The sequence below is a fragment of the Bradyrhizobium sp. SMVTL-02 genome, from assembly GCF_051853005.1.
GTDB lineage: Bacteria > Pseudomonadota > Alphaproteobacteria > Rhizobiales > Xanthobacteraceae > Bradyrhizobium.
On record NZ_CP182469.1, the window covers coordinates 2,468,199 to 2,491,885 of the forward strand.

Annotated in this window: 20 protein-coding genes; 16 read left to right on the forward strand and 4 right to left on the reverse strand. The window is 64.4% G+C overall.

The features are described from left to right. Nucleotides 1-13: 13 nt before the first annotated feature. The 11 genes from ACNJYB_RS11550 to ACNJYB_RS11600 all read left to right on the forward strand — a co-directional run bounded on the left by ACNJYB_RS11550 (nt 14) and on the right by ACNJYB_RS11600 (nt 13,648). Nucleotides 14-1,330, forward strand: coding sequence for a CmpA/NrtA family ABC transporter substrate-binding protein (locus ACNJYB_RS11550; RefSeq protein ID WP_439374068.1), 1,317 nt, complete (start codon nt 14-16; stop codon nt 1,328-1,330). A 61-nt stretch (nt 1,331-1,391) separates the two neighbouring features. Beyond that, a complete protein-coding gene (ntrB, locus tag ACNJYB_RS11555; RefSeq protein WP_439374069.1) occupies nt 1,392-2,288 on the forward strand; it encodes a nitrate ABC transporter permease in 897 nt (298 codons plus the stop codon). A gap of 13 nt (nt 2,289-2,301) precedes the next feature. Continuing rightward, nucleotides 2,302-3,096, forward strand: a complete 795-nt coding sequence (locus ACNJYB_RS11560; protein ID WP_439374070.1) for an ABC transporter ATP-binding protein — start codon at nt 2,302-2,304, stop codon at nt 3,094-3,096. Between the two features lie 337 nt (nt 3,097-3,433). After that, entirely contained in the window at nt 3,434-4,825 is a 1,392-nt protein-coding gene (locus tag ACNJYB_RS11565) for an MFS transporter (protein ID WP_439374071.1), read from the forward strand. Nucleotides 4,826-5,002: 177 nt separating this feature from the next. Further along, complete coding sequence (locus ACNJYB_RS11570; RefSeq protein ID WP_439374072.1) at nt 5,003-5,419, forward strand: globin family protein; 417 nt, start codon at nt 5,003-5,005, stop codon at nt 5,417-5,419. 22 nt (nt 5,420-5,441) lie between these two features. Further along, nucleotides 5,442-6,659 carry an NAD(P)/FAD-dependent oxidoreductase gene (locus tag ACNJYB_RS11575; protein WP_439374073.1) on the forward strand — a complete coding sequence of 406 codons (1,218 nt, stop codon included), beginning with the start codon at nt 5,442-5,444 and terminating at the stop codon, nt 6,657-6,659. Nucleotide 6,660: 1 nt separating this feature from the next. Further along, nucleotides 6,661-9,363 carry a molybdopterin-dependent oxidoreductase gene (locus ACNJYB_RS11580; protein WP_439374074.1) on the forward strand — a complete coding sequence of 901 codons (2,703 nt, stop codon included), beginning with the start codon at nt 6,661-6,663 and terminating at the stop codon, nt 9,361-9,363. 209 nt (nt 9,364-9,572) lie between these two features. Beyond that, nucleotides 9,573-10,469: an SMP-30/gluconolactonase/LRE family protein gene (locus ACNJYB_RS11585; RefSeq protein WP_439375533.1), complete on the forward strand. Its 897-nt coding sequence runs from the start codon at nt 9,573-9,575 to the stop codon at nt 10,467-10,469. 74 nt (nt 10,470-10,543) lie between these two features. After that, on the forward strand, nt 10,544-11,383 hold the full coding sequence (locus ACNJYB_RS11590; RefSeq protein WP_439374075.1) for an aldo/keto reductase: 840 nt from the start codon (nt 10,544-10,546) through the stop codon (nt 11,381-11,383). A gap of 188 nt (nt 11,384-11,571) precedes the next feature. After that, the gene (locus ACNJYB_RS11595) at nt 11,572-12,513 is read left to right on the forward strand and encodes a DMT family transporter (RefSeq protein ID WP_439375534.1); all 942 of its coding nucleotides are present in this window, start codon (nt 11,572-11,574) and stop codon (nt 12,511-12,513) included. A gap of 55 nt (nt 12,514-12,568) precedes the next feature. After that, entirely contained in the window at nt 12,569-13,648 is a 1,080-nt protein-coding gene (locus ACNJYB_RS11600; protein WP_439374076.1) for a zinc-binding dehydrogenase, read from the forward strand. 193 nt (nt 13,649-13,841) lie between these two features. On the opposite strand, the gene ACNJYB_RS11605 is transcribed toward ACNJYB_RS11600, so the two are convergent. Continuing rightward, on the reverse strand, nt 13,842-14,303 hold the full coding sequence (locus tag ACNJYB_RS11605; RefSeq protein WP_439374077.1) for an Lrp/AsnC family transcriptional regulator: 462 nt from the start codon (nt 14,301-14,303) through the stop codon (nt 13,842-13,844). Between the two features lie 136 nt (nt 14,304-14,439). Here ACNJYB_RS11605 and ACNJYB_RS11610 point away from each other — a divergent pair, with 136 nt between their 5' ends. After that, on the forward strand, nt 14,440-16,803 hold the full coding sequence (locus ACNJYB_RS11610) for a transketolase (RefSeq protein WP_439374078.1): 2,364 nt from the start codon (nt 14,440-14,442) through the stop codon (nt 16,801-16,803). 262 nt (nt 16,804-17,065) lie between these two features. Next, nucleotides 17,066-18,496, forward strand: a complete 1,431-nt coding sequence (locus ACNJYB_RS11615; RefSeq protein WP_439374079.1) for an aldehyde dehydrogenase family protein — start codon at nt 17,066-17,068, stop codon at nt 18,494-18,496. A gap of 185 nt (nt 18,497-18,681) precedes the next feature. On the opposite strand, the gene ACNJYB_RS11620 is transcribed toward ACNJYB_RS11615, so the two are convergent. Beyond that, nucleotides 18,682-19,659, reverse strand: coding sequence for an SMP-30/gluconolactonase/LRE family protein (locus tag ACNJYB_RS11620; RefSeq protein ID WP_439374080.1), 978 nt, complete (start codon nt 19,657-19,659; stop codon nt 18,682-18,684). A gap of 89 nt (nt 19,660-19,748) precedes the next feature. Between ACNJYB_RS11620 and ACNJYB_RS11625 the strand changes: the two genes are divergently transcribed. From ACNJYB_RS11625 to ACNJYB_RS11635, 3 genes are all read left to right on the forward strand, one after another. Beyond that, nucleotides 19,749-20,573 carry an NAD-dependent epimerase/dehydratase family protein gene (locus ACNJYB_RS11625; protein WP_439374081.1) on the forward strand — a complete coding sequence of 275 codons (825 nt, stop codon included), beginning with the start codon at nt 19,749-19,751 and terminating at the stop codon, nt 20,571-20,573. A 241-nt stretch (nt 20,574-20,814) separates the two neighbouring features. Then, nucleotides 20,815-21,111, forward strand: a complete 297-nt coding sequence (locus ACNJYB_RS11630) for a hypothetical protein (protein ID WP_439374082.1) — start codon at nt 20,815-20,817, stop codon at nt 21,109-21,111. A gap of 180 nt (nt 21,112-21,291) precedes the next feature. Next, a complete protein-coding gene (locus ACNJYB_RS11635; protein WP_439374083.1) occupies nt 21,292-21,909 on the forward strand; it encodes a hypothetical protein in 618 nt (205 codons plus the stop codon). Between the two features lie 175 nt (nt 21,910-22,084). Here ACNJYB_RS11635 and ACNJYB_RS11640 read toward each other — a convergent pair whose 3' ends face one another. Then, nucleotides 22,085-22,636 carry a hypothetical protein gene (locus ACNJYB_RS11640; RefSeq protein ID WP_439374084.1) on the reverse strand — a complete coding sequence of 184 codons (552 nt, stop codon included), beginning with the start codon at nt 22,634-22,636 and terminating at the stop codon, nt 22,085-22,087. A 42-nt stretch (nt 22,637-22,678) separates the two neighbouring features. Next, nucleotides 22,679-23,680, reverse strand: a complete 1,002-nt coding sequence (locus tag ACNJYB_RS11645) for a TAXI family TRAP transporter solute-binding subunit (protein WP_439375535.1) — start codon at nt 23,678-23,680, stop codon at nt 22,679-22,681. Nucleotides 23,681-23,687: the final 7 nt, after the last annotated feature.

Sequence of the window (23,687 nt, forward strand, 5' to 3'; positions counted from 1 at the left end):
GACGACACTACACATGACCAAGCGCATTCGCCGGCCCTCCGAGACTGGCTTCAGCCGCCGTCAATTGTTGAAAGCCGCCGGCTCGACTGCTGCCCTTCTCGCCGCCGCCAAACTCAATTGTCCCGCCGGCGCCTTCGCGCAGGATTCAGGCCCTGAGGTCAAGGGCGCCAAGCTCGGCTTCATCGCGCTCTCCGATGCTGGCCCGCTCTTCGTCGCCAAGGACAAGGGCCTGTTCGCCAAGCACGGCGTGCCTGACGTCGACGTGCAGAAGCAGGCGTCCTGGGGCACCACGCGCGACAACCTCGTGCTCGGCTCCGAAGGCAACGGCATCGACGGCGCGCATATCCTCACCCCGATGCCGTACCTGATCTCGGCCGGCAAGGTGACGCAGAACAACCAGCCGACGCCGATGTACATCCTGGCGCGGCTCAATCTCGACGCGCAGTGCATCTCGGTCGCCAAGGAATATGCCGACCTCAAGCTCGGCACCGATGCGGCGCCGTTCAAGGCGGCGCTGGAGAAGAAGAAGGCCTCCGGCAAGGCCGTGAAGGCCGCGATGACCTTCCCCGGCGGTACCCATGATCTCTGGATCCGCTACTGGCTCGCCGCCGGCGGCATCGATCCGGACAAGGACATCGAGACCATCGTGGTGCCGCCGCCGCAGATGGTGGCCAATATGAAGGTCGGCACCATGGACTGCTTCTGCGTCGGCGAGCCCTGGAATCTGCAGCTCGTCCATCAGGACATCGGCTACACCGCGGTCAATACCGGCGAGATCTGGAGCAAGCATCCGGAGAAATCCTTCGGCATGCGCGCAGCCTTCGTCGACAAATATCCCAAGGCGACCAAGGCGATCCTGATGGCGGTGCTGGAGGCCCAGCAATGGGCCGACAAGGCCGAGAACAAGCAGGAACTCGCCACCATCATGGCCAAGCGGCAGTGGATCAACTGCCCGGTCGAGGACGTCTACGACCGCACTGCCGGCAAATTCGACTACGGCAACGGCAAGGTGGTCGAGAACTCGCCGCACATCATGAAGTACTGGCGCGACTTCGCCTCCTATCCGTTCCAGAGCCACGATCTCTGGTTCCTCACCGAGGACATCCGCTGGGGCAAGTATGAGGCGAACTTCGACACCAAGGCGCTGATCGCCAAGGTCAACCGCGAGGACATGTGGCGCGATGCAGCCAAGACGCTCGGCGTCGCGGCCTCCGAGATTCCCACCTCCACCTCGCGGGGCAAGGAGACCTTCTTCGACGGCAAGGTGTTCGATCCCGAAAATCCGGCTGCTTATCTGAAGTCGCTCGCGATCAAGCGGGTCGAAGTCTGATGCGGCCTCGCGGTCGCCCATGGGCGGCCGCATCGTCTTTTGCAGCCGGAGAGATATTGCGATGAACATGCCTGCCACCAAGATCGAGGTCGAGACCGCGACGCCGGCGGCCGCCGCCGCGTCTGTCGTTGCGATGACGCCGAAGCGGCCGCCGCGCAGTGAAGCCTACGCACGGATGGCAAGGGAAACCGCTGTGCGCGTCATCCCGCCGCTGGTCGTGCTCGCGCTGTTGACGCTGGTGTGGGAGCTGGTCTGCCGGCGCGCCGGCTCGGCGCTGCCGCCGCCGTCAAAAGTCATGAAGGACACCAAGGAGCTGATCCTCGATCCGTTCTTCGACCATGGCGGCATCGACAAGGGCCTGTTCTGGCATCTCTCCGCCAGTCTGCAGCGCGTCGCGCTCGGCTATTCGCTCTCGGCGATCGCCGGCATCGCGCTCGGCGTGCTGGTCGGGCAGTCGGTGTGGGCGATGCGCGGGCTCGATCCGCTGTTCCAGGTGCTGCGCACCATTCCGCCGCTGGCCTGGCTGCCGCTCTCGCTCGCCGCGTTCCGCGACGGCCAGCCCTCGGCGATCTTCGTCATCTTCATCACCTCGATCTGGCCGATCATCATCAATACCGCGGTCGGCATCCGCAACATCCCGCAGGACTATCGCAACGTCGCCGCGGTGGTGCAGCTCAATCCGCTCGAGTTCTTCTCCAAGATCATGATCCCGGCGGCCGCGCCCTACATCTTCACCGGCCTGCGCATCGGCATCGGCCTGTCCTGGCTCGCGATCGTCGCCGCGGAAATGCTGATCGGCGGCGTTGGCATCGGCTTCTTCATCTGGGACGCCTGGAACTCCTCGCATATCAGCGAGATCATTCTGGCGCTGTTCTATGTCGGCATCGTCGGCTTCGTGCTGGACCGCCTGATCGCGGGCCTCGGCAAGATCGTCACCCGCGGCACCGCGACAAGCTAAGGGGAAGGGACACATGACCGCCTATCTGAAGCTCGACCACATCGACAAGATCTTTACCCGCGGCGCTGCCACGACCGAGGTGCTGAAGGACATCAACCTGACCATCGAGAAAGGCCAGTATGTCTCGATCATCGGCCATTCCGGCTGCGGCAAGTCGACCCTGCTCAACATCATTGCCGGGCTCACGACCGCCACCACCGGCGGCGTGCTGCTGGAGAACCGCGAGGTCAACTCGCCGGGCCCCGATCGCGCCGTGGTGTTCCAGAACCACAGCCTGCTGCCGTGGCTCACCGTCTACGAAAACGTCAGGCTCGGCGTCGACAAGGTCTTCGCCCGGACCAAGACGAAGGCCGAGCGGGACACCTGGGTGATGCACAATCTCAACCTGGTGCAGATGGCGCATGCCAGGGACAAGCGTCCCTCGGAGATCTCCGGCGGCATGAAGCAGCGCGTCGGCATCGCACGGGCGCTGGCGATGGAGCCGAAGGTGCTGCTGCTGGACGAGCCGTTCGGTGCGCTCGACGCGCTGACCCGCGCGCATCTGCAGGACTCGGTGATGGCGCTGCACCAGAAGCTCGGCAACACCATCCTGATGATCACTCACGACGTCGATGAGGCCGTGCTCTTGTCCGACCGAATCGTGATGATGACGAACGGGCCGAGCGCGCGCATCGGCGAGGTGCTGGAGGTGCCGCTGGCGCGCCCCCGCAAGCGGCTCGAGCTCGCGACCAACACCACGTATCTGAAGTGCCGGCAGCGCGTGCTCGAATTCCTCTACGAGCGTCATCGCTTCGTTGAGGCCGCATAACCAAAGTTAAGACGCGAGACGTCCGCGCCTAATAAATCGACATCAAGCTCAATCCTTGTGCGTCGCATAAGGATTGAGCGAACCGCAAATTCAACGTGCGAAAGATCCCTGCAAAAACTTCGGGCAATACGAATAACGTGCTGAAATCCCTGTATTTCCAGCACGCGCGCAACTGGCACGGAAATTGAAGCGTCCTTGCGCGACGCCAACGACGACGTCCCTCAACATCATCAATCAGCATCGTGAACTCGCCACCGGGGTGAAGCCCCGGAGCGCGCCTCCGTGACCGGAGGCAGGGCCTGCAACGACGCAGCGGTGAGCCTGGAAGGGATAATGTATGACCAAGAATTCGACTCTAAGTCAGACTTGGATTTCTGACTGGCGCCCCGAAGATGAGGCGTTCTGGAATGCGGGCGGCAAGACCATCGCGCGGCGTAACCTGATCTGGTCGATCGTCGCCGAACACATCGGCTTCTCGGTGTGGCTGATCTGGAGCATCGTCGCCACCAAGCTGCCGCAGGCGGGCTTCCACTACACCACGGACCAGCTGTTCCAGCTCGTCGCGGTGCCGGGGCTGATCGGCGCCTTCATGCGCTTTCCCTACACCTTTGCGGTCACGACCTTCGGCGGCCGCAACTGGACCATTTTCAGCGCGGCGATCCTGTTCATCCCGACGCTGTCGCTCGCCTATTTCGTCAGCCATCCCGATACCCCGTTCTGGCTGATGCTGCTGGTCGCCTCGACCGCAGGCCTGGGCGGCGGCAATTTCGCCTCCAGCATGACCAATATCTCGTTCTTCTTCCCCGACCGTATGAAGGGCTGGGCGCTCGGTCTCAATGCGGCCGGCGGCAATATCGGCGTCTCCAGCGTGCAGCTGTTGACCCCGATCCTGATGACTCTCGCCGTGATCAACCTGTTCCAGGCTAGCCCGGTTGACGGCATCTTCCTGCAGAATGCCGGTCTGATGTGGGTGCTGCCGATCGCGATCGCGGTGTTCGGTGCGGTGTTCTTCATGAACAACCTGACCACGGCCAAGTCGTCGATCAGGAACCAGCTCGCGGTGGTCAAGCGCAAGCACACCTGGATCATGGCGTATCTCTATATCGGTACGTTTGGATCCTTCATCGGCTATTCCGCGGCGTTCCCGCTGCTGCTCAAGACGCAGTTTCCGTCGGTGACGATCTCGATCGCCTTCCTCGGGCCTCTGGTCGGTTCGCTGTCGCGCCCGTTCGGCGGCTGGCTCGCCGACAGGATCGGCGGCTCGGTCATCACCTTCTGGAATTTCATCGTGATGGCGGCGGCGACGGTCGGTGCGCTCTACTTCGTCGGGCACAAGGACTTCATCGGCTTCCTGTCGATGTTCCTGATCCTGTTCGTGACGACGGGCATCGGCAACGGCTCGACCTACCGCATGATCCCCTCGATCTTCCGCGAGCAGAACCTGTCCAAGGTGCGCGGCAAGGGCGATGCGGTACGCAGCGCGGCCCTGAAGACGGCGAGCATCGAGAGCGGTGCGGCGGTCGGCTTCATCGGCGCGATCGGTGCCGTCGGCGGCTATCTGATCCCGAGCGGCTTCGGCAAGTCGATCGCCCTGACCGGCGGTCCGCAGCTCGCGCTCGCGGTCTATCTCGCCTTCTACGCCTCCTGCCTCGGCCTGACCTGGTGGTTCTATCTGCGTCGCAGCCCGCAGGGCGAAGGCGCGCCAGGCCTCGCCGAAGCGCGCGTCTGAGCATGATCCGGAAAAGTGTGAAGCGGTTTTCCGACCAGATCATGCTCAAAAAATAAGACTTGGTACGAATCTCGCTTCTCCCCGGACGCGGGGAGAAGACTCTCTGATGACGTTTGACCCATGAACCTTCTCCGCAACGGCGCGGACAAAGGCAGACCGAACAGACCGGAGAACATCATGACGCCCGAACAGATTACCCTCATCCAGCAGAGCTTCGCCAAGGTCGCTCCGATCTCGGAAGCCGCCGCGGTGCTGTTCTACGATCGCCTGTTCGAGGTGGCGCCGTCCGTGCGCGCGATGTTTCCCGAGGACATGACCGAGCAGCGCAAGAAGCTGATGAGCATGCTCGCCGCCGTGGTCGGCGGCCTGTCGAACCTGGAGTCGATTCTTCCTGCGGCCTCGGCGCTCGCCAAGCGTCACGTCGCCTACGGCGCCAAGGCCGAGCACTACCCCGTGGTCGGTGCGACCTTGCTGTGGACCCTGGAGAAGGGCCTCGGCGAAGCCTGGACGCCCGAACTGGCAAAGTCCTGGACCGACGCCTACCGCGTGCTGTCCGGCTACATGATTTCCGAGGCCTACGGCGCACAAGCGTAGGCCGCCGAATAGGAGATGCCTTGTGAGTGAACCGCTGGTCATCGTCGGTAACGGTATGGCGGCCGCGCGGCTTGTCGATGAACTCGCCAGGACCGCACTCGGCCGTTACGCGGTTGCCGTCATCGGAGATGAGCCTCGGCTCGCTTACAATCGCGTGCTGCTCTCCTCCGTGCTGGCCGGCGAGACCGGTTCGCACGAGATCGAGCTCAGGCCGGCGGACTGGTGGCGTGAACGCGGTATCACGGTGCGCTGCGGCTACCGCGTCACCGAGGTCGACACCGGCCGCCGCGAGCTCAAGATCGCGGGCGAAGAGAGCATGGAATATTCCAGGCTCGTGCTCGCCACGGGATCGACGCCGCTACGGCTGAACGTGCCCGGCGCGGATCTTGCCGGCGTGCACACGTTCCGCGATACGCGCGATGTCGACCTGCTGCTGACGCTCGCCGCGGCGAAGAAGCGGGTCGTCGTGGTCGGCGGCGGGCTGCTCGGCCTGGAAGCGGCCTATGGTCTCGCCAAGGCCGGGGCGTCGGTGACTCTGCTGCATCTGATGGACCGACTGATGGAGCGCCAGCTCGATGCGCCCGCGGCCGACCTGCTCAAGACGCTGGTCGAGCGCAAGGGCATCCGCATCCTGCTCAGCGCCTCGACCGCCCGCATCCATGGCGAAGGCCACGTCGAGGCCGTCGAGCTTGCCGACGGCAGCCGCATCGAGGCAGATGCGGTGATCTTCGCCGCCGGCATCAAGCCGAACGTCGCGCTGGCGAAAGAGGCGGGGATTGCGGTCAATCGTGGCGTCGTGGTCAACGACGTGATGCAGACCTCCTCCTCCGACATTTTCGCGCTCGGCGAATGCGCCGAGCATCGCGGCACCTGCTATGGCCTGGTCGAGCCCGCCTACGAGCAGGCGCGCGTGCTGGCGCGGCATCTTGCCGGCCGTCCCGCCGCCTATCAGGGCAGCGTGGTCTCGACCAACCTCAAGGTCTCCGGCGTCAGCGTGTTCTCGGCCGGCGACTTCATGGGCGGGGAGGGCAGCGAGAGCCTCGTGCTGTCGGACCGCAGGCGCGGCACCTACAAGAAGCTCGTCATCGCCGGCGGCCGGCTCACCGGCGCGGTGCTGATCGGCGATACGCTCGATGCGCTCTGGTATCTCGAGCTGATCCGCAATCGCGACAAGGTGGCGGCGATCCGCACCGACATGATGTTCGGCCGCGTGCTCGCGCAGCCTTCGAAAGCAGCTTGAGATGACGGCGATCGACCCAAATCTCCGCACCACCAAAACGACCTGCCCCTATTGCGGCGTCGGCTGCGGCGTGCTGGCAACGCCGGACGGCAAGGGCGGCGCGGCGATCGCGGGCGATCCGGATCATCCCGCCAATTTCGGCCGATTGTGCTCGAAGGGCTCGGCGCTCGGCGAGACCGTCGGGCTGGAGAGCCGGCTGCTCTACCCGATGATCCGCTGCAAGGGCGTTTTGGAGCGCGTCGCCTGGAGCGATGCGCTCGACCACGTCGCCCACCGCATGCACCATATCGTGGCCCGCGACGGCGCCGACGCGGTCGCGTTCTATCTCTCCGGCCAGCTCCTCACCGAGGACTATTACGTCGCCAACAAGCTGATGAAGGGCTTCGTCGGCACGGCGAATGTCGACACCAATTCGCGGCTCTGCATGTCGTCCTCGGTCGCTGGCCATCGCCGCGCCTTCGGCGCCGACACCGTGCCCGGCTGCTACGACGATCTCGACCAGGCCGATCTCCTGGTCTTCGTCGGCTCGAACGCGGCCTGGTGCCATCCCGTGCTGTTCCAGCGCATGCTGAAGAACCGCGGGGAGCGCGGCGCGCGCATGATCGTGATCGATCCGCGCCGCACCGACACAGCGAGCGACGTCGATCTGTTCCTCGGCCTCAAGCCCGGCACCGACACTGCGCTGTTCTCGGGCCTGTTCGTCCATCTCGCCGACAATGGCGCGCTGGACCAGGACTATATCGCTGCGAATACCAGCGGTTTCGACGAGGCGCTGGCGCGCGCGCGCAACATCGCCGGCAGCGTCACTGCGACCGCTCTCGCCACGGGCCTCTCCGAGCAGGACGTCGGCTCCTTCTTCAAGATGTTCCGTGACACCGAGAAGGTCGTCACGCTCTATTCGCAAGGGGTGAACCAGTCGGCGCAGGGCACCGACAAGGTCAACGCGATCCTGAACTGCCATCTTGCCACGGGGCGCATCGGCAAGCCCGGGGCCTCGCCGTTCTCGCTGACCGGCCAGCCCAACGCGATGGGCGGCCGCGAGGTCGGCGGCCTCGCCAATATGCTCGCCGCGCATATGGGCTTTACGCCGCCCGATATCGACCGCGTCAGGCGGTTCTGGAAGGCGCCGCGCATCGCCACGCATGAGGGCCTGAAGGCGGTGCAGCTGTTCGAGGCGATCAACCGCGGCGAGGTCAAGGCGCTCTGGGTGATGGGCACCAACCCCGCGGTGTCGCTGCCCGATGCGGACTTCGTGCGTGCGGCGCTGAAGAAGCTCGAGCTGTTCGTGGTGTCCGAGAACGTGCTCTCCAACGACACCGTCGAGGCCGGCCCGCATGTGCTGCTGCCGGCGCTCGCCTGGGGCGAGAAGTCGGGCACGGTGACCAATTCCGAGCGGCGCATCTCGCGCCAGCGCTCGTTTCTGCCGGCCCCGGGCGAGGCGCGCCCCGATTGGTGGATCCTGAGCGAGACCGCAAAGCGCCTCGGCTTCGGCGACAGTTTCAATTACAAATCCGCCGCCGATATCTTTCGTGAGCATGCCGCGCTCTCGGCTTTCGAAAACGACGGCAGGCGCGATTTCGACATCGGCGCGCTGAGCTCGCTGTCGGACGAAGCCTTCGACGCGCTGAAGCCGGTGCAATGGCCGGCGCGCGCAGGCGCTGAGCCGGGTGAGCGCTTCTTCGCACAGGGCGGCTTCTTCACCAATGACGGCAAGGGCCGCTTCATTGCGCCGGAGGTGCCGACGCTGCGCGGCGAGACCGGTCCGTCGCGTCCCTTGCGGCTCAACACCGGGCGCATCCGCGACCAGTGGCACACCATGACGCGTACGGGCCTCAGCCAGCGCCTCGGCGCGCATCTGCCCGAGCCGTTCGTCGAGATCCATCCCGATGACGCCGGCAAATACGGCATCGCCCATGACGGCTATGCCCGCATCACCACCGACTACGGCCAGTGCATCCTGAAGGCCGTCGTCAACGATGGGCAGCAGCGCGGGACCCTGTTCGTGCCCATCCACTGGAGCGCGATGAACGCCTCGCACGGCCGCGTCGGTGCGCTGGTGCAGTCCTTCACCGACCCGTTCTCGGGCCAGCCCGAGTCCAAGGCGACACCGGCCGCGATCGCGCCCTATGAATTCGTCTTCCGTGGCTTCGCGCTCTCGCGAAAACAGCTCGAGCTGCCGCAGAACCTGTTGTGGACCCGCGTCACCGTGGCTGGCGGCTTCGGCTATCTGTTCGCCGACAATGCGGACCTCGCGCGCTGGCCAGCCTGGCTCGTGAGCGTCGCCGGCGAGGACGTTGCCGAGTATCGCGACTTCGGTGGCGGCGTCTATCGTGCCGCCTCGTTCGCGGACGATCGCATCGAGACCTGCCTGTTCGTCGGCCCCGCCCACGACGCCGGCGATTGGGAGGTGGTGAAGAGCCTGTTCGTGGCCGACCAGGTCACCGACGACCAGCGGCGCATGCTGCTGTCGGGCAAATCCAGCGAAGGCGTCGCCTCGACCGGCCCGATCGTCTGCGCCTGCTTCGGCGTCGGGCGCGGCACCATCTGCGACACCATCGCCAGCGGCGCGCGCACCGCGGCCGAGATCGGCGCAAAACTCAAGGCCGGCACCAATTGCGGCTCCTGCATCCCCGAGTTGAAGCGCCTGATCGCGACGACGGACATCGCGCCGGCGCAGCAGAAGGTCGCAAGCGCGGGCGGGTAGGGCTGGCTCTCTCCATCGTCATTGCGAGCGGAGCGAAGCAATCCAGAGTCTTTCCGCGCAGGGATTCTGGATTTGCTTCGCTGCGCTCGCAATGACGACTTTGCGGAGGCGGGGCACACCCGTCTCCCCATCGTCGTCCTGTCGACGCGTCCTCCATTCTGCCCTATGCTGTCGCGCATCCCGCCAGCCCAACAACGATAACAACAATGATGTATCTGGAAACGCCGCCGCGCCTGATCGAGACCAGGCTGTTCTCCGCGATGCCCGAAAAATTCCGCCGCAAAGGCGAGCGGACCGATTGGGCTGACGCCAATCGCCCGGGCGTGCCGACGGACTCCTTCATCGAAGGTCCGTCGTTCGACAGGGACGGCAATCTCTATGTCGTCGACATTCCGTTCGGCCGCATCTTCCGGGTCGCGCCGGACGGCGAATGGTCGCTGCTGATCGAATATGAGGGCTGGCCGAACGGGCTGAAGATTGCCGCCGACGGCCGCATCCTGGTCGCCGACTACATGCATGGCATCATGGAGCTCGACCCCAAGGCGGGGCGCATCAAGTCCATCCTGACCGCGCGCAATTCGGAGTCGTTCCGCGGCTGCAACGACCTGCATCTGGCGTCCAATGGCGACATCTATTTCACCGATCAGGGCCAGACCGGTCTGCATGATCCGAGCGGGCGGGTCTATCGTCTCGCATCGAATGGCCGGCTTGATTGCCTGCTCGACACCGGCATCAGCCCGAACGGTCTCGTGCTCGATCCGACCGAGACCGTGTTGTTCGTTGCGATGACGCGCGACAACGCGGTGTGGCGGCTGCCGTTCATGAAGGACGGTAGCGTGTCGAAGGTCGGCCGCTTCTGCTCGCTGTTCGGCACCAGCGGCCCTGACGGCATGACCATGGATGCGAAGGGGCGCTTGTTCGTCGGCCATGCCTCGCTCGGACACGTTTTCGTGTTCGCGCCGAACGGGGAACTGATCGCGCGGATCAAGTCGTGCGCCGGGCCGAACTGCACCAATGTCGCCATCGGTGGCGAAAACCGGGATCGGCTCTATATCACGGAGTCTGCGACCGCCAGCGTTCTGATGGCGGATATCGGTGGACTGTGAGCTCTTCGCCTCTCCCCCGTAAGAACACCGTAAGAACCGGGAGAGGGTGAAGAAACAGCGAGATCGGACCCAACATGAACACACGCCCCTTCGGCAAAACAAACGCCAAGGTCTCCGTCATTGGGCAGGGCACCTGGTACCTCGACCACGGCGACCGCAAGCACGCGATCGCGGCGCTGCAGCGCGGGCTCGATCTCGGCATGACCCACATCGATACCGCCGAGATGTATGGCGATGCCGAACTCGTCATTGCCGATGCGATCGCGCGCCGGCGCGATGAAGTGTTCCTCGTCTCCAAAGTGCTGCCGAGCAACGCCTCGCGCCGTGGCACCATCACGGCGTGCGAGCGCTCGTTGAAGCGGCTGAAGACCGATCGGCTCGACTGCTATCTCCTGCACTGGCGCGGTTCCTATCCGCTCGAAGACACCGTCGCCGCGTTCGAGGACCTGGTGACATCAGGCAAGATCAAATCGTGGGGCGTCTCCAACTTCGATGCTGACGATCTCGACGAGATTCTCGATGTCTCGGGCGAAGGGCGGATCGCCTGCAATCAGGTGCTCTATCATCTGAAGGAACGCGCCATCGAGCATGCGGTGATCCCGTGGTGCGAGCAGCATGGCGTTGCCGTCGTCGCTTATTCGCCGTTCGGCCACGATGATTTCCCGGCGAGCAACAGCAAGGGCGGCGCCGTGCTCGCGCGTATCGCCGAGGCGCGACGCGCGACACCGCGCCAGGTCGCGCTGAGCTTCCTCACTCGTGCGACTACGGTCTTCGCGATCCCGAAGGCTTCGTCCGCGGAACACGCCGGCGAAAATGCGGCAGCGGGTAATCTCGTGCTGACGAAAGAGGAGATTTCGGCGCTCGATGCGGCGTTTCCGCGCGGTCCGAAGCCGCGTAGCCTGCCCATGCTGTAGTGCACAAACGCGCATTGTTAATGGGGTATTGACGCGCGCGGCGATCAGCGCATATCGGCATCCTGTTTTCGGAAGTTGTGAAAGCGGCGCATTTGTCGTTTTTTACAAGCACACTCGATTCTCATTCTTCCCGAGTTCCAGCCGTGACCCCGCCGCCAGCCGCAGCCGCAAGGCTCGACAGTATTTCCGTGCCCATGCCCGAGAAGAAGCATGTTCGCCGCCGCGCACCCGCGCGCGTCGATCATCCCTTCAAGGGCATCGCGCTGATCCTGCTGTCGACGGTATTCCTCGGCTGCTCCGACACCGCCGCGAAATATCTCTCGACCAGCCTGCCGTCGATCGAGATCACCTGGATCCGCTTTCTCACCTTCGCGCTGATCTTCACGCCGGTGATGCTGCGGTCCTCGCCGTATTACGCGATGCGTACCGAGCGTTCCGGATTGCACGTGATGCGCGGCGCGGTGCTGCTCGGCTCCTCGCTGTTCTTCATCACGGGCCTCGGCTTCCTCCCGATCGCGGAGGCGTCCGCCACCGGCTTCGTCGCACCGCTGTTCGTGACGGCGCTCTCGATCGTGTTCCTCGGCGAGAAGGTCGGCATGCGCCGCTGGTTCGCCACCGCGCTCGGCCTCGTCGGCGTGCTGATCATCCTGCGCCCGGGCACCAGCGCGTTCCATCCGGCTGCTTTCTTCCCCGTCGTCTCGGCGGCCTGCTGGGCCGGCACGCTGATCCTGACGCGGATGATGAGCGGCCGCGAGGCCGTCGTCACCACCATGGCCTATTCCTCACTGACCGGTCTTGCGATCCTCACCGCAATCGTGCCGTTCGTCTGGGTGACGCCGTCCTGGACCGCAATCGCGCTTGGCATCTTCATCGGGGTCGCCTCGACCGCCGGCCAGTGGATCGTCGTGCTGGCCTATCGCTACGGCGATGCCTCGGTGCTGGCGCCGTTCTCCTACTCTCAGTTGTTGTGGGTCAGCATTCTCGGCTTCTTCATCTTCGGCGAGGTGCCGAGCATCTGGACCATCGTCGGCGCGGCCTTCATCGTCGCAAGCGGTCTCTACATCGCCCATCGCGAGCGCGTCCGTCGCGCCCAGCTGCTGGTGCAAGCCGAGCGTTCCCCGAACGCCTGACGCAAGTTCTCGCGCTTCGTGCTATCAACGGCTCCAACAATACGGGAGGAGCCGGATGCGCGCCGCGATTTTCAGGGATGGCGAGATTGTCGTTGGGGAGATGGCCGAGCCGAAGCCCAGTGCCGGTCAGGTTCTGGTCAGGACGCTCGCCTGCGGCATCTGCGGCTCCGACCTGCATGCCCGTCAGCACGCTCCGCGCATGGTGGAGATGGCACGGAAGACCGGTCGCACGCCGATGGATCTGTCGCGCGACGTCGTGTTCGGTCACGAGTTCTGCTGCGAGATCGTCGATTACGGCCCGGGCACCGAACGTCGGCTCAAGCCGGGGACGCATGTCTGCTCGCTGCCCGCGCTGCTGACGCCGGAGGGCATCAAGGGCATCGGTTATTCCAACGAATTCGTCGGCGGCTATGCGGAGCAGATGCTGCTGAGCGAACCGTTGTTGCTCGAAGTCCCCAATGGTCTTCCGCCGGAGCACGCCGCGCTGACCGAGCCGCTCGCGGTCGGCGTCCATGCCGTGGCGAAGGCGAATATTCAGGGCGGCGAGGTGCCGCTGGTGATAGGCTGCGGCCCGGTCGGGCTCGCGGTGATCGCTGCGCTGAGGATCAGGGGTCTGCATCCGATCGTTGCCGCGGACTACTCGCCGGCGCGGCGCGCGCTCGCCGAAAAACTCGGCGCCGACATCGTCGTCGATCCCAGGGTGTCGCAGCCCTACGCGACCTGGGCCGAGCACGCGCAGATGTCGGAGGCCGAGAAGGCGGCGCGGCCGCCGTTCCAGGCCATGCTGCCGGCGCTGAAACCGGCGATCATCTTCGAGTGTGTCGGCGTGCCCGGCCTGTTGCAGCAGGTGTTCGAGGGCGCCCCGCGCGATGCGCGCATTGTCGTGGTCGGCGTCTGCATGGAGACCGACGAGAGCGAGCCGATGCTCGGCATCATGAAGGAGCTCAACGTCCAGTACGTGCTCGGCTACACGCCGGAGGAGTTTGCAGCGTCGCTGCGCCTGATTGCGGACGGGCAGGTGGATGCGGCCGCCATGGTGACGGCGGAGGTCGGTATCGACGGCGTCGCCAAGGCGTTCGCGGATTTGGCCAATCCGGAAGTCCACACCAAGATCATCGTGCAGCCGTGGCGGTGATCGCTTCGTAGGGCGGGTTTGCCCTGCGGCCGCGCGAAGCGCAGTCCGCGCGGCGTAACCCACCATTTCTCTTGCCGCGATGGCAGAAGAGGTGGGTTACGCCGATCAGGCGCGCTTCGCGCATCTGCCCGGCTAACCCATCGAGGCAGTCTGGATTGCCTCGTCGCGAAGGGCTCCTCGCAATGACAATCCATCACACCGGCAGCGCGATTGAATACTTCACCTGGCTCAGCGCGAAGCTCGATTCGATCGAGGCGATGCCGTCGAGCCGGGTCAGCTTGGTCTTGAGGAAGGCCTCGTAGGAGGCGAGATCGGCCGCCACCACGCGCAGCAGGTAGTCGCGGTTGCCCGTCATCAGGTAACATTCCAGCACCTCGTCCCATTTCGAGATGGCGCGGGCGAAGCGGTTGAGGTCCTCTTCCTTTTGCCGTGCCAGCTTGATCGAGATGAACACGCTGACGTGCAGGCCGAGCGCCTTCTGGTCGACGGTTGCGACATAGCGCGAGATGACGCCGCGTTCCTCCAGCAGCTTGACCCGGCGATGGCAGGGCGAGACCGAGAGCCCGACCTTGTCGGCGAGCTCCTGCATGGTCAGGCGGCTATCGTTCTGGAGGTGGCTGAGGATCTTGCGGTCAATGGGGTCGAGCTCGGGCATTGGAATGAAACCTGTCTTTGGCGGACCAAGTTAGTAAAGTATCCCAATAATTGGAGGTATGGCGCGAAAAATTGAGAAGTTTGGTGCCGGCGGTCGGCGTATCATCGCCAGAACCTGTTTCCGGGAGCGCATTGCCATGCCCGTTGATTCCGCCCGCCTCGACATATTGACCGCCCTCAGCCGCAAGGCGCTGTGGCTGTCGTCCTGGACCATCCACCACGCCAACCATATCCGCGCGAATGCGGACGGACTCAAGGTCGGCGGCCACCAGGCCTCGTCCGCCTCGCTCGCGACCATCATGTCGGCGCTCTATTTCCATGTGCTGCGGCCCGAGGATCGCGTCGCGGTGAAGCCGCATGCGAGCCCGGTGTTCCACGCCATCCAGTATCTGTTCGGCCGGCAGAGCCGCGAGAAGCTGGAGAATTTCCGTGGCTTCAAGGGGGCGCAGTCCTATCCCTCGCGCACCAAGGACGTCGACGACGTCGATTTCTCCACCGGCTCGGTCGGCCTCGGCGTCGCGCAGACGCTGTTCGCCTCGCTGGTGCAGGACTACGTCAAGGCGCATGGCTGGATGAAGGACCGCCGCGAGGGGCGGATGATCGCACTCGTCGGCGACGCCGAGATGGACGAGGGCAACATCTTCGAAGCCCTGGCCGAAGGCTGGAAGCACGGGCTGCGCAACACCTGGTGGGTGGTCGACTACAACCGCCAGTCGCTCGATGCCGTCGTGCGCGAAGGTCTCTGGGAAAAGTTCGAGACCATGTTCCGCAATTTCGGCTGGGACGTCGTCATCGTGAAATACGGCCGCCTGATGCGTGAAGCCTTTGCGGAGCCCGGCGGCGAGGCGCTGAAGCGCTGGATCGACAATTGTCCGAACGCGCTCTATGCGGCGCTGTGCTTCCAGGGCGGCTCGGCCTTCCGCAAGCATCTGCATGACGAGATCGGCGATCAGGGGCCGATCACGAAGCTGATCGACAAGCGCAGCGACGAGGAGCTGCTGGCGCTGATGTCGAATCTCGGCGGCCACGACATGGCGAGCATGCTGGAGGCGTTCGGGTCCATCGACCACGATCGCCCGGTCTGCTTCATCGCCTACACCATCAAGGGCATCGGCCTGCCGTTCCAGGGTCACAAGGACAACCATGCCGGCCTGATGACGGTCGCGCAGATGGAGAAATATCGCGACAGCCAGAACATCCGCCCCGGGCACGAATGGGACAAGTACGAGGGCCTCGCGCAATCCGCCGCCGAGCTCGATGCCTTTCTCGCAAGCGTGCCGTTCAACCAGGACGGTCGCCGTCTCACCGCGCCTGTCATCGAGGTGCCCGCGCAGCTCAGCTTCAAGCCGTCGCCGCAGATGTCGACCCAGCAGGGTTTTGGCCTCGTGCTGAACGAGATCGCGCGCGGCGAGAGCGAACTCGCAAAGCGCATCGTCACGACCTCGCCCGACGTCACCGTCTCGACGAATCTCGGTCCCTGGGTGAACCGGCGCGGCCTGTTCGCCAACGCGGAGAAGGCGGACTTATTCCGCAGCGAGAAAATTCCTTCCACCTATAACTGGGACGCCTCGCCCAAGGGACAGCATCTCGAGCTCGGCATCGCCGAGATGAACCTGTTCATCATGCTCTCGGCGCTCGGCCTGTCGCACCAGATCAACGGCGCGCGGCTGCTGCCGGTCGGCACGCTCTACGATCCCTTCATCGAGCGCGGTCTCGATGCGCTGAACTATGCCTGCTACCAGGATGCGCGCTTCATGGTGGCGGCGACGCCGTCCGGCATCACGCTCGCGCCCGAGGGCGGCGCGCACCAGTCGATCGCAACGCCCCTGATCGGCATGGCGCAGGATGGGCTCGCCTCGTTCGAGCCGGCCTTCGTCGACGAACTCGCCGTGATCATGGGCTGGGGGTTCCAGCACATGCAGCGCGAGCCGGGCGAGGGCGGCTCCGTTTACCTGCGCCTGTCCACACGCAGCATCGAGCAGGCGCAGCGGATCATGACGGGCGAACTGCAGCAGGGCATCACCGACGGCGCCTACTGGCTGCGCAAGCCGGGCCCGAATGCCGAGGTCGTGATCGCCTATACCGGCGCGGTCGCGCCCGAAGCGATCGAAGCCACCGGCTTCATCGGCGAAAGCCGCCGCGATGTCGGCCTGCTCGCGATCACCTCGGCGGATCGCCTGCATGCGGGCTGGACCGCCGCACGGACATTGCGGCGGGACCGCCGCGGCGTGCAGCATCTCAGCCACATCGAGAAGCTGCTGGCGCCGCTGCCGCGCGACTGCGGCATCGTGACCGTGATCGACGGCCATCCATCCGCGCTCGGCTGGCTCGGCAGCGTCCGCGGCCATCGCGTCGAGGCGCTCGGCGTCGAGCAGTTCGGCCAGACCGGCAGCATCGCGGACCTCTATCGCCACTACGGCATCGACGCCAACGCCATCATCGATGCGGCCGAAAGCCTCACCACCGGCGCCCCGGTGCTGCATCGGAAGATGGCGGTGTAGTGGGAAGTAACCTCCTCGTTCGCCCTGGCGAAGGCCGGGGCCCATACCCCGCGGCGGGTGTTGGGACCGCAGCTGGTAGCCACCTTGGCAAACCAACTCCGCCTTGTGGTTGTGGCGCCACCTTGCCTCGTTCCCGCCACCGGCTCATATAACCTCCGTCCGCCGCAACGCTGGCCCCGCATATGGCGGGTTCAATTGCCGGCGCTTTCGTGCAAGGATGCCTGCCGAAACGCCCCCTCCAAGCCCCAAGAAGAGGTTAACGATGGTCAATCGCATGCAATTCTACATCGACGGCGCCTGGGTCGATCCCGCCGTCAAGAAGTCCACCGCCGTGGTCAATCCCGCGACGGAAGAGGCGATGTACGAGGTTGCGCTCGGCTCAAAGGCCGATGTCGACAAGGCCGTTGCCGCCGCCAAGCGCGCCTTTGCAACGTTCTCCCAGAGCAGCCGCGAGGAGCGCGTCGCGCTGCTCACCAAGATCATCGAGGTCTACAAGACCCGCATCAAGGAGATCGGCGCCGCCGTCTCCGACGAGATGGGCGCGCCGCTGCCGATGGCGGAAAAGCTGCAGGCCGGTGCCGGCCTCGGTCATCTCATGACCACGCTCGACGTGCTCAAGAACTATCATTTCGAGGAGCCGGTCGGCACCGCCATGGTGCTGCGCGAGCCGATCGGCGTGGTCGGCATGATCACGCCCTGGAACTGGCCGCTCAACCAGATCGCCTGCAAGGTCGCGCCTGCGCTCGCCGCCGGCTGCACCATGATCCTGAAGCCGTCGGAGTTCACGCCCACCTCGGCGCTCATCTTCGCGGAAATCCTGCATGAAGCCGGCGTGCCGAAGGGCGTGTTCAACCTCGTCAACGGCCTCGGCCCCGAGGTCGGCGCCGCCATGAGCGAGCACCCTGATATCGACATGATCTCCTTCACCGGCTCGACCCGCGCCGGCATCGACGTGGCCAAGCGCGCGGCGCCGACCGTGAAGCGCGTCAGCCAGGAGCTCGGCGGCAAGTCGCCGAACGTCATCCTCGAGGGCGCCGACCTCACCAAGGCGGTGACCGGCGGCGTGATGCACATGTTCAACAACTCCGGCCAGTCCTGCAATGCGCCCTCGCGCATGATCGTGCCGGCCTCGAAGATGAAGGAAGTCGCCGCGATCGCGAAGGCCGTCGCCGACAAGACCAAGGCCGGCGATCCGCGCGCCGAAGGCACCACCATCGGCCCCGTGGTGAACCGCGGCCAGTGGGACAAGATCCAGGGCCTGATCAAGAAGGGCATCGACGAGGGCGCTACCCTCGTCGCCGGCGGCCCGGGCCTGCCCGAAGGCGTCAACAAGGGCTTCTATGTCCGACCGACCATCTTCGCCGACGTCACCCCTGACATGACGATCGCTCGCGAGGAGATCTTTGGGCCGGTGCTGACCATCATCGGCGCCAAGGACGAAGCGGACGCCGTGCGCATCGCCAACGATACGCCGTATGGTCTCGCCGGTTATGTCACGGGCCCGACGGTCGAGGACGCCAAGCGCGTCGGCCGCCAGATCCGTGCCGGCAACGTCAACCTGCAGGGCGTGCCCAACGACCGCAGCGCGCCGTTCGGCGGCTACAAGCAGTCGGGCAACGGCCGCGAGTGGGGCAAGTTCGGCCTCGAGGATTTTCTCGAGGTGAAGGCGGTCGCCGGCTTCAACGCGGCGTAAGTCTTAGCGGTTGAACGAACGAAGCGCCGGAGCGGGCAACTGCTCCGGCGTTTTTGTCGTGATCGTGCGGAAGCAAAGGAGCGTGAGCGACGTGTCCGCCGTCATTGCGAGCGAAGCGAAGCAATCCAGAGTCTCTTTGCTTCGTCGCAAGAGTTCCTCGCAATGACGGGAGGAGAGACCACCGCCTATCCCCCCACCGCGCCCTGCGTATTCACATACAGCGCGTAGATCGACTGGCTCGCCGCCATGAACAGGCGGTTGCGCTTGACGCCGCCGAAGCAGACATTCGCGCAGCGCTCGGGCAGCGCGATGCGGCCGATCATGACGCCGTCGGGCGCGAACACCACGACGCCGTCAAGCTCGGGATCGCCCATGCCCCAGCCGCACCAGAGATTGCCGTCGATGTCGCAGCGCATGCCGTCGGGCGTGCCGGGGCCGGCATCGATGTGAACGCGCTTGTTCGAGATCGTGGTGCCCTCAGGCGAGACGTCATAGGCGAGGATTTTTCGGTTCGGCACGCCACGTGATTCAACGACGTAGAGGATCTTCTCGTCAGGCGAGAAGCACAGCCCGTTCGGGCCGAGCACGCCCTCGGCGACGATCGTCGCCTTGCCCGTCTGGGGATCGAGCCGATAGACGTTCGGCTCGATCTCGGGCTCGGCCTTGTAGCCCTCGTAATTGCCGAGCAGGCCGAAGGTCGGATCGGTGAACCAGATCGAGCCGTCCGATTTAACAACGACATCGTTCGGCGAGTTCAACCGCTTGCCGTTGAATTGATCCATCAGCACGGTGATGCTGCCGTCATATTCAGTGCGCACCACGCGCCGCCCGCCATGCTCGCAGGTGATCAGCCGGCCGTGGCGATCCCTGGTGTTGCCGTTGGCGAAGTTGGAGGGCTTGCGGAATACGCTGACGGCGCCGGTCTCCTCCTCCCATTTGATGATGCGCTGGTTCGGAATGTCGCTGCAGAGCAGATAGCGCCCGTCGCCGAACCACACCGGACCCTCGGCCCAGCGCAGGCCAGTCGCCAGCCGCTCCACCGCCGACAGTTTCAGCCAGTATTTTTCGAAACGGGGATCGAGCGCACGGACCGCCGGATCGGGATAATAGCCCGCGGGCCGCCAGCCCGGCCGCTGCTGGGTGTGGGACGATGCCTCATTCATGCCGGTTCTCTCGTTTCGTTCCCTCTGGACAAACCTGCTATCATTAGAGACACGTGACCGCAAATCGGTCACCAACGGCGAGGGACGACATGCCGCGTATCTTGATGACGGGAGCTTCGGGTGGGATCGGCACGAGCCTGCGAAGACTGCTGCCGCCGATCTACCCGGATCTCCTGCTCTCCGACATCAAGCCGCCGGCCGATCTCGGCGCGAACGAGAAATTCAAGGCGGCGGACCTCGCCGATCTCGCCCAATGCGAGGCGATCTGCGAGGGGGTCGACGGTATCATCCATTTCGGCGGCTATTCGGTTGAAGGTACCTGGGACCAGATCCTCCAGGCCAACATCATCGGCGGCTACAATCTGTTCGAGGCCGCGTACCGCAAGGGCGTCAAGCGCGTGGTGTTCGCCTCGTCGAACCATGCCGTCGGCTTCTATACGCGTCACCACAAGATCGGCACCGACGTCACGCCGCGCCCGGACGGGCGCTACGGCGTGAGCAAGGTGTTCGGCGAGGCCGTCGGAGCGCTCTACGCCGACAAGCACGGGCTGAAGGTGACTTGCCTGCGCATCGGCAATTTCGGTGACATGCCGCTCGACCAGCGCCGGCTCTCGATCTGGCTCAAGCCGGACGACCTCGTGCAGCTCTGCCGCATCGGGCTAGAGCATCCCGACATCCATTTCGAAATCTTCTACGGCGCTTCCCTCAACGAGCGCGCCTGGTGGGACAACCACCGCGCCTACGAGTTCGGCTATCGTCCAACGGGGCGCGCCGAGGATTTCCGCGAGCACGCGATGGCGCAGCAGGCCAAGCTGAAGCCGGATCCGGTCGGCGATTATTTCCAGGGCGGTACGTTCTGCAGCATGGAGTTCGACGCCGACCCGAGCCGCATCATCGACTGGAATAAGCGGTAGCGTCGACGTTTAAAGGAATGCCCTCCGGCTCGGCTTGCGGAGCCGGGAGAGGGGCATGATCGCTCCGACGGTGGAGGTTTGAACCGCCCCTCCGCCTAACGTCTGAATTCACACCGTAGAGTTCCGGATTTCCGTTTTCGGAAATAGGCGTTCTATTGTCGGAACACGTGAGCGTTTCTTCTATCCATTGCTACGCGCGGACGTGACTGCCTTTTCATTCTAGCGATTGCGGAAAAGCAAAATGCGCAGGATGGTTCTCTCAGGGGCCGCGGTGTTGACGGTCGCTCTCGTCGCGGCGGTATCCTGGCCTACGCCGCGCCCGGACGTGGAGCGTTTCGGGGACAGTGTCTACGAAACCATCTGGTTCTGGCGCATCCCGGCCTACGCCCACAATTCAGCCTGGAGTGTGCGCTGGATGTGGAACGATCCGCTGCGCGCACAGGCAAGATGCTGCCGCGCCACGCCGCAGCCGATATCCGAACCGGGCTCGCAGGTTCCTCCGGCCGGTCAAGCGATCGCGCGTCTGGCAGCCAAGTAAAGCGGCTTGAATCGCTTTAGGACGCGCTGTGCCGGAAGGGCGCACATGGTTCCGGAGATAGCTCGCATTTCTCTCAAATGAGTTCCTTGCTTTAAGCTTAACCAGAAACCTAATCGTCGATTTACAGCTGCAATCTACGGTTTACCTTGTTCTTGAATCGGTCATTCAAGGACGCCAGCAATGCGGCGCTTAGCGCTCAACTCATGTCTCATAATTGTTCTGGCGGCATCGGTTCTCAGCGCGTACGCCGACGAGAGGAAGTCCGATGGCGCCAGCTCGGGCACGCTCGCTCCGCGTACGAAGATCGAATGCTCGCTCAAGCACAAGCCTGGTGAACCGCTCGATCCCCCGTCGACGGCCGCCATCCCCCGGACCGAATCCTTCGTTGCCAGCGAGTATTTCAGGGAGGACATTACGCCGACCGCGCGCGTGAAAATTTCGTGGCTCGGCGCGACCTTCGCGCGCCGGTTCGCCGTCAAGGTCGAAACCACGGACGACACGTCCCTGCAGACGCATGTCTTGAACAATCCCGCAAATGCCGCGCAGATCGTCGATGAGCTGGGCGCTCGCGCCGAGAGCAAGCTTGCCGATGTCTGGTGTCTGTTGAAGCTGCAGGCCAACGGCGAGAGCGGGGCGCTGCAGACCGGCTCCGTTCCAAACCTCTTCTTTGTCCGTGACGGCATGGGCGATCTCGGCGTGGTTGACGCCCTGTGGGGTGGCGCGGGCTGGGAAATCGGGGCCAGTCCCATCAGAAACCCGCGGGCATGGATTTCCGGTACGCGCGTCTTCTCTCACTGAGGCGGAGACGTCCTCTCAGACTTCGCAAGGGGGGTGGCGGCCGATCCTTCTCGGCCGGCTTGCGGCTCAAGGCTGGCAATTGTCGTGTATCAAGGCATTTCCGCGAGCGCCGGCGCGGATCGTCCGTGACTCGTCGGACAAGCTAGGGGCCCGTGATCGCATTTGCTGTCGCACCTCATTTCGCAACGCGCGCTTCCTGTTTCCTGGTCACATGCCAGAGCACCACGTGGTAATGCGGCACGTCCACGCCAGGGTGACCCGGGTTGAAGTAGAGGCTGACGTGATCAACTGGTGTCGCTGACCCCGCCCCATCCAATGACTTGTGGTCGTCAATGTCCTTGATCGGGACCATGTACACGGTCGCCACCAGACGATCCCTGCGATCGAAGCACAGGAAGGGCCCCAGCGGCAAAGTGTCCGGCTTGACGAAGATGATGCCGAGGCCCGGAAAGAACTTCGGGAAGTTCACGAGATCGCTGACCCGACGATATCCGTTCGTTTCGGCGACCTTCCGTTGGTTTGCCGGTGGACGAACGACTTCGCGCTTCCGGTGCGCCTTGCTGCGTCGGTGAGGGGCTGCCCTGGTTTGCTCGGCCGGTGGCGTGGCGGTCGGTGCAAGCGTCTGCGGCGCTGGCGGCAAGAAGGGAGCAAATTGGGCGGCGGGATGCCTCACATCGCCGATCAAGGCGAGCAACGCAACCAGGGCTGTCCCCACACCATTGCGCATCGACATCTCCCGAGGTTTTCCTGCCGGATTTGCTTGCCAAGCTCACTTGCCCGGGTTGCGTTCTCGCCAGCGCAGGAAATCCCGGAACAATTCTTCCCGGTCTGGCGGATTGGCCGTTGGCTTTCCCTCCAGAAACCGGCCGAACGCCTTGCGAAGCGCGGCTTCGCCGCCGGATTGTTGCTGGAGCCAGCGCTCTGCCGGTGCGAACCGTCGCCATCCCGGGAGCAGCGCGGCCAGGTTCACCTCGTGCCATTTGGGATGATGTGCATCGCCGAGAAATTCAGGAAAGCGCGTGAACAATGTCCGGACGAATAATTCCAGCAACCGAAATCGCTCACTGCCGCCCGGCCAATTGTAGGCGAAAAGCGCGGATTTGATCGCGATCGTGTCGACGCTTGCTTCGGCGGCGATGATATTCGGGTAGTCGTTATGACGGAGCGTCGATGGCAGATAATCTTTTTCCAGCAGCTCCTTGAAGTAGGGGATGGGGAGCAGGTGAATTCGATCGAGTTGCGAGACCTGCGTCAGGAAGCTGATCGGTTTTCCCGAGACGAGCAGAGCGGCGGAGATATCTCCCTTTCTCAGGCCTTCCAGCGCGGCCTCGGGTCCCAAGTTCGACTCGCTGATCTTGACGCCCAGACGGTTCAGCACTTCGCGGCCAAGAACGGCGCTGGCACTGCCGTCCTCCCCGAGATTGACTCTCTTTCCCGTCAGTTCCGTCAGGCTTCCGATCTCCGGCCGCGCCAGAAGATGGAACTCCTCGATATGGAGCGGGGCAATGTAGGTAAGCCTGTCGGAGATGTCTCCGAAGGTTCTTGTCTCCCGGAGCCGGTCGGCCAGGACGACGGGCGCGATCGCCACGTCGGCACCTGCGAGGGTGAGCACATCAAGGACGTTGCGGACTCCGCCGTTTCCCACAATGGGCAGGACTCGCAATGCGACCTCGCCATGGGGGCCCGTCTCTTGGCCGCTGGCGAGTGTGGTCGCAATGTCCTGAGCTATTGCGAATTCAGTGCATTGCGGGGTACCGGTCAAGAATCCCACCGTAAAC

Excerpts from the sequence above, each read along its gene's own strand:
- ACNJYB_RS11550 (WP_439374068.1), top strand. The coding sequence starts at position 14 with ATGACCAAGCGCATTCGCCGGCCCTCCGAGACTGGCTTCAGCCGCCGT.
- ntrB (WP_439374069.1), top strand. The coding sequence starts at position 1,392 with ATGAACATGCCTGCCACCAAGATCGAGGTCGAGACCGCGACGCCGGCG.
- ACNJYB_RS11560 (WP_439374070.1), top strand. The coding sequence starts at position 2,302 with ATGACCGCCTATCTGAAGCTCGACCACATCGACAAGATCTTTACCCGC.
- ACNJYB_RS11565 (WP_439374071.1), top strand. The coding sequence starts at position 3,434 with ATGACCAAGAATTCGACTCTAAGTCAGACTTGGATTTCTGACTGGCGC.
- ACNJYB_RS11570 (WP_439374072.1), top strand. The coding sequence starts at position 5,003 with ATGACGCCCGAACAGATTACCCTCATCCAGCAGAGCTTCGCCAAGGTC.
- ACNJYB_RS11580 (WP_439374074.1), top strand. The coding sequence starts at position 6,661 with ATGACGGCGATCGACCCAAATCTCCGCACCACCAAAACGACCTGCCCC.
- ACNJYB_RS11585 (WP_439375533.1), top strand. The coding sequence starts at position 9,573 with ATGTATCTGGAAACGCCGCCGCGCCTGATCGAGACCAGGCTGTTCTCC.
- ACNJYB_RS11590 (WP_439374075.1), top strand. The coding sequence starts at position 10,544 with ATGAACACACGCCCCTTCGGCAAAACAAACGCCAAGGTCTCCGTCATT.
- ACNJYB_RS11600 (WP_439374076.1), top strand. The coding sequence starts at position 12,569 with ATGCGCGCCGCGATTTTCAGGGATGGCGAGATTGTCGTTGGGGAGATG.
- ACNJYB_RS11605 (WP_439374077.1), bottom strand. The coding sequence starts at position 14,303 with ATGCCCGAGCTCGACCCCATTGACCGCAAGATCCTCAGCCACCTCCAG.
- ACNJYB_RS11610 (WP_439374078.1), top strand. The coding sequence starts at position 14,440 with ATGCCCGTTGATTCCGCCCGCCTCGACATATTGACCGCCCTCAGCCGC.
- ACNJYB_RS11615 (WP_439374079.1), top strand. The coding sequence starts at position 17,066 with ATGGTCAATCGCATGCAATTCTACATCGACGGCGCCTGGGTCGATCCC.
- ACNJYB_RS11620 (WP_439374080.1), bottom strand. The coding sequence starts at position 19,659 with ATGAATGAGGCATCGTCCCACACCCAGCAGCGGCCGGGCTGGCGGCCC.
- ACNJYB_RS11625 (WP_439374081.1), top strand. The coding sequence starts at position 19,749 with ATGCCGCGTATCTTGATGACGGGAGCTTCGGGTGGGATCGGCACGAGC.
- ACNJYB_RS11630 (WP_439374082.1), top strand. The coding sequence starts at position 20,815 with ATGCGCAGGATGGTTCTCTCAGGGGCCGCGGTGTTGACGGTCGCTCTC.
- ACNJYB_RS11635 (WP_439374083.1), top strand. The coding sequence starts at position 21,292 with ATGCGGCGCTTAGCGCTCAACTCATGTCTCATAATTGTTCTGGCGGCA.
- ACNJYB_RS11640 (WP_439374084.1), bottom strand. The coding sequence starts at position 22,636 with ATGCGCAATGGTGTGGGGACAGCCCTGGTTGCGTTGCTCGCCTTGATC.